General features: G+C 66.0%; 5 protein-coding genes. 3 read left to right on the forward strand and 2 right to left on the reverse strand.

The features are described 5' to 3' along the window. The first annotated feature begins 264 nt into the window (after window positions 1–264). The 3 genes from SFU54_RS09715 to SFU54_RS09725 all read left to right on the forward strand — a co-directional run bounded on the left by SFU54_RS09715 (window position 265) and on the right by SFU54_RS09725 (window position 2,321). Window positions 265–894: a hypothetical protein gene (locus tag SFU54_RS09715; protein ID WP_319016075.1), complete on the forward strand. Its 630-nt coding sequence runs from the start codon at window positions 265–267 to the stop codon at window positions 892–894. 105 nt (window positions 895–999) lie between these two features. Then, complete coding sequence (locus SFU54_RS09720; protein WP_319016076.1) at window positions 1,000–1,650, forward strand: YcnI family protein; 651 nt, start codon at window positions 1,000–1,002, stop codon at window positions 1,648–1,650. Between the two features lie 8 nt (window positions 1,651–1,658). Further along, entirely contained in the window at window positions 1,659–2,321 is a 663-nt protein-coding gene (locus SFU54_RS09725) for a copper resistance protein CopC (RefSeq protein ID WP_319016077.1), read from the forward strand. A gap of 71 nt (window positions 2,322–2,392) precedes the next feature. Here the strand turns inward: SFU54_RS09725 and SFU54_RS09730 are convergent, their stop codons facing one another. Together SFU54_RS09730 and SFU54_RS09735 are read right to left on the reverse strand one after the other, a co-directional pair. Continuing rightward, window positions 2,393–3,055, reverse strand: coding sequence for an ATP-dependent Clp protease proteolytic subunit (locus SFU54_RS09730; RefSeq protein WP_319016078.1), 663 nt, complete (start codon window positions 3,053–3,055; stop codon window positions 2,393–2,395). A 27-nt stretch (window positions 3,056–3,082) separates the two neighbouring features. Beyond that, entirely contained in the window at window positions 3,083–3,670 is a 588-nt protein-coding gene (locus SFU54_RS09735) for an ATP-dependent Clp protease proteolytic subunit (protein WP_319016079.1), read from the reverse strand. Between the last annotated feature and the right edge of the window lie 216 nt (window positions 3,671–3,886).

Genomic DNA, 3,886 nt, shown 5'->3' on the forward strand with positions numbered 1-3,886 from the left:
ATGAGCTGCTGAACCTGCTTCTGGCTCTTTCCGCAAAAAGAACACTTGAGCAGGTCGGCGCTTTCTCCGATGCGAGCCATTGCCTCACCCCTCAATCGCGGGGCAGATCACGCTCGACCCACCCCTCACGCGAGCCTAACGCTGTCACACGACGTTCTGCGTGCACCTGCCCCCACCCGGGTGTCGGCGCGGCGTGCTGGGGCGCGCCGCGGGAAGCGCCGGCCGGGCATCCACCCAGAACCGCCGCCTATATTTGAGATCGACATGACCGCAACTTCTGCTCTCACCGCGCGCCGTCAGCGCCTCGCTGCGTCGTGGGTCGTCGCTGGCGTGTCAACCCTCGTGGCGGCCATGTTCCACACCGCCGCCGGCGGCGCAACTCCCTCGCTGGTCGCGATCACTGCCGCCCTCCTGCTCTCGGGCGGTTTCGGGATGCTCATCGTCGGTCGCCGCCTCAGCCGTCGCCGCACGGCCGCGGGTGTCGTGCTCGACCAGGTCATGTTCCACGGCATGTTCGCGTTCTTCGGGGCGAGTGCCCCGGCCTCCACGCCCGATCTCACGCACAGCACCACGGCTCACGCCCACGATCCCCTGCTCGGCTTTGCGGTTGACGCTAGCGTCGCCACGGTCGCCCCCGCCGCCGCGATGATTGCGGGTCACCTCGCGGCCGCGATCGTCGCATACGCGCTCCTTCGCACGGGCCTGACGGCTGTTGCCGCATGCCTTGCCGCGCTGGTCGCCGCTCTTGCTCGCGTCGTCGAGGGTTACCTCGCACCCGCGGTGCCGACCGTGGCACGGCTGGTCGCTCGCGGCCAGCATCCCGAAGCGCTGCGTGGCACCGACGCCCTGCGCATTCCTGATCGTCGAGGGCCTCCGGTGGTTGCCGTCGCCTAGTCGGCGACCGTCCGTACCTCACTTTTTCTGCCCGCACCGAGGCGGTGCGCTCTGCGCGCGCCTACCGGGCACCACAACGAACAGGAATCTGCAATGAACAAGTCCATGAGCATCACTCTCGCCGCGATCGCCGGCACCGCCCTCGCCCTTGCGGCACCGACTGCCGCGAGCGCAGACGTGGGCGCCGAGGCCAGCAGCACGGCCGCCGGGTCGTACACCGTCGTCACTTTCTCGGTGCCTCACGGCTGCGAAGAGTCGCCGACGCAGGTCGTCACCATCGACATTCCCGAGTCGATTGCAAGCGTGACCCCGACGGTCAACCCGTCGTGGACGGTCGAGAAGGTGTTTGACGAAGCGACAGAGCAGGTCACCCAGGTGGTCTACACCTCGACGACGGGCGGCCTGCCATCCGACCTGCGCGATACCTTCGCGCTGTCGCTGAAGCTGCCGGAGGGCGAGGCGGGCGACACGGTGGAGTTTCCGGTGACGCAAACGTGCACCGAAGGCTCGGTCGAGTGGGTTGGCGACGAAGTGCCCGTCGTGACCCTCACGGCGTCCACCGGCGATGAGCACGGTCACAGCGACGGCGCGAGCGACGACCACAGCATGGAAGACGCCCACTCGGCTGACTCCGACACGGCTGCGTCGCACGGCGACGTCGTCGCGCGGGTGCTTGGCATCGTCGGAGTGATCGTTGGAGTCATCGGTATCGTGCTCGCCGTAGTGGCACGCCGCTCGACGGCCAGCAAGGCCTGAGTCACCTCGTGATCCGGAAGTCGCGCCAGCACACGCTGACTGCGTTCTGCACCGTTGCGGTCGCCCTGGGCTTCGTACTCGGGGCGGCCGCTCCGGCGGCGGCGCACAACTACGTCGTCTCGTCAACGCCAGAAGAGGGCGAAACGCTCACGACCGTGCCCGAACTCTTCACCGTGACAGCAAACGACATTCTGCTCGACCTATCGGGCGAGGCGTCGGGCTTTGGCATGGTCATCAGCGATGCCGCCGGCGGGTTCTATGGCGATGGGTGCGTGACGGTGGATGGGCGGTCGATGTCCACCGTTGCCGCCCTGGGTGCGGCAGGCGACTACACGCTGACGTTCCAGCTCGTGTCAGCTGACGGCCACACACTCTCTGACACGATCGCCTTCCGGTATGAACCCACGGCAAAGCCATCAACGTCTCCGGCCTTGACCTCGGCGCCTGTCTGCGCGACCTCCCACAACGGTGCGGGTGACGGTGGCGGCACGGTCGTCACCGATCCCGCGACGACCGCCGACAGCGAATCGGCCGTTGTGCTGACGTTTGTCGCCTTTGTGCTCGCGGCGATCGCTGCCGTGAGCGCGATCGTGGCGAGCGCCGTCATCACGAGAAACCGCCGCACCGAACGAGCCGACGAGTCGATCGACGAGACGACGATCGACAGCTAGAACGCTCACCCACCAACGAGTCGAGCCCCGCATCCGGAAAAAGGATGCGGGGCTCGACTGTTGTTGTGTGGCTAGGCCGTCAACGCCGGGGTGACGGTCTTGCGGCTCGTAAGCACCTGGTCGATGAGGCCGTATTCGAGTGCCTCTTCGGCGATGAGGATCTTGTCGCGGTCAATGTCTTTGTTGACCTGCTCGACGGTGCGGTTCGAGTGCTTCGAGAGCGTGACCTCGAGCCACTCGCGCAAGCGAGCAATCTCTTTGGCCTGAATCTCAATGTCGCTCGCCTGCCCGCGGCCCGCATCGCCGGTCGCCGGCTGGTGGATGAGCACGCGCGCATTCGGCAGCGCGAGGCGCTTGCCTGGCGTGCCCGCAGCGAGCAGCACGGCCGCGGCCGACGCGGCCTGGCCGAGCACAACCGTCTGAATCTGCGGACGGATGTACTGCATCGTGTCGTAGATCGCCGTCATGGCCGTAAACGAGCCGCCGGGGCTGTTGATGTACATGACGATGTCGCGGTCGGGGTCTTGCGACTCGAGCACGAGCAGCTGGGCCATGACGTCGTCGGCCGACGCATCGTCAACCTGCACTCCGAGGAAGATGATGCGGTCTTCGAAGAGCTTGGCGTAGGGGTCTTGACGCTTGTAGCCGTATGCCGTGCGCTCTTCAAAGCTCGGCAAGATGTAGCGGCTGCTCGGCATGCCGGGGTTGGCGGCGCCGTAGGTGGGGAATTCCATGAGTGTCGTCCTTCGTCTCTCGCCGCGTTACTTCTCGCCCGTGCCGCCGCCGCCGACGATGTCGGTGGCCGATGCGCGAATGTGGTCGACGAAGCCATAGGCGAGCGCCTCTTCGGCCGTGAACCAGCGGTCGCGGTCACCGTCGGCATTGATCTGCTCGACGGTCTTGCCCGTCTGAGCCGCCGTAATCTCGGCGAGTCGGTGCTTCATGTCGGTGATGAGCTGGGCCTGCGTCTGAATGTCGCTCGCGGTTCCGCCGAAGCCGCCGTGCGGCTGGTGCAACAGCACGCGCGCGTTGGGCGTGATGTAGCGCTTGCCCTTGGTGCCCGCGGTGAGCAGAAGTTGGCCCATCGAGGCCGCCATGCCAATGCCGACTGTGACGATGTCATTGGGCACGAACTGCATGGTGTCGTAGATCGCCATGCCGGCCGTGATCGAGCCGCCGGGCGAGTTGATGTACAGGTAGATGTCTTTCTCGGGGTCTTCTGCCGCGAGCAGCAGCAACTTGGCCGCGATCTCGTTGGCGTTCTCGTCGCGCACCTCTGACCCGAGCCAGATAATGCGGTCTTTCAGCAGTCGGTCGAAAACACTGTTCGGCATTGCCGGTTCAGCCATGGAAAGAGCTCCTGTTCGTCTCGTTGTTCGAATCTACCCAAGCGAACGCGCGAGAACCGCCGTGTTCGCCGTGGGCAGAGCCGCCGTGCACACTTCACCGAACGAGAACGACGATGGGCCCGGCGCCGAAGCGCCGAGCCCATCGTGGTGTCGCGAGACCTAGTGGTTGTGACCCTCGTGGTCGTCGTGGTCGTGACCGGCGTGATCGTCGGCAGC

The organism is Microcella sp. (assembly GCF_033763155.1).
Taxonomy (GTDB): domain Bacteria; phylum Actinomycetota; class Actinomycetes; order Actinomycetales; family Microbacteriaceae; genus Microcella.

Excerpts from the sequence above, each read along its gene's own strand:
- SFU54_RS09715 (WP_319016075.1), top strand. The coding sequence starts at position 265 with ATGACCGCAACTTCTGCTCTCACCGCGCGCCGTCAGCGCCTCGCTGCG.
- SFU54_RS09720 (WP_319016076.1), top strand. The coding sequence starts at position 1,000 with ATGAGCATCACTCTCGCCGCGATCGCCGGCACCGCCCTCGCCCTTGCG.
- SFU54_RS09730 (WP_319016078.1), bottom strand. The coding sequence starts at position 3,055 with ATGGAATTCCCCACCTACGGCGCCGCCAACCCCGGCATGCCGAGCAGC.
- SFU54_RS09735 (WP_319016079.1), bottom strand. The coding sequence starts at position 3,670 with ATGGCTGAACCGGCAATGCCGAACAGTGTTTTCGACCGACTGCTGAAA.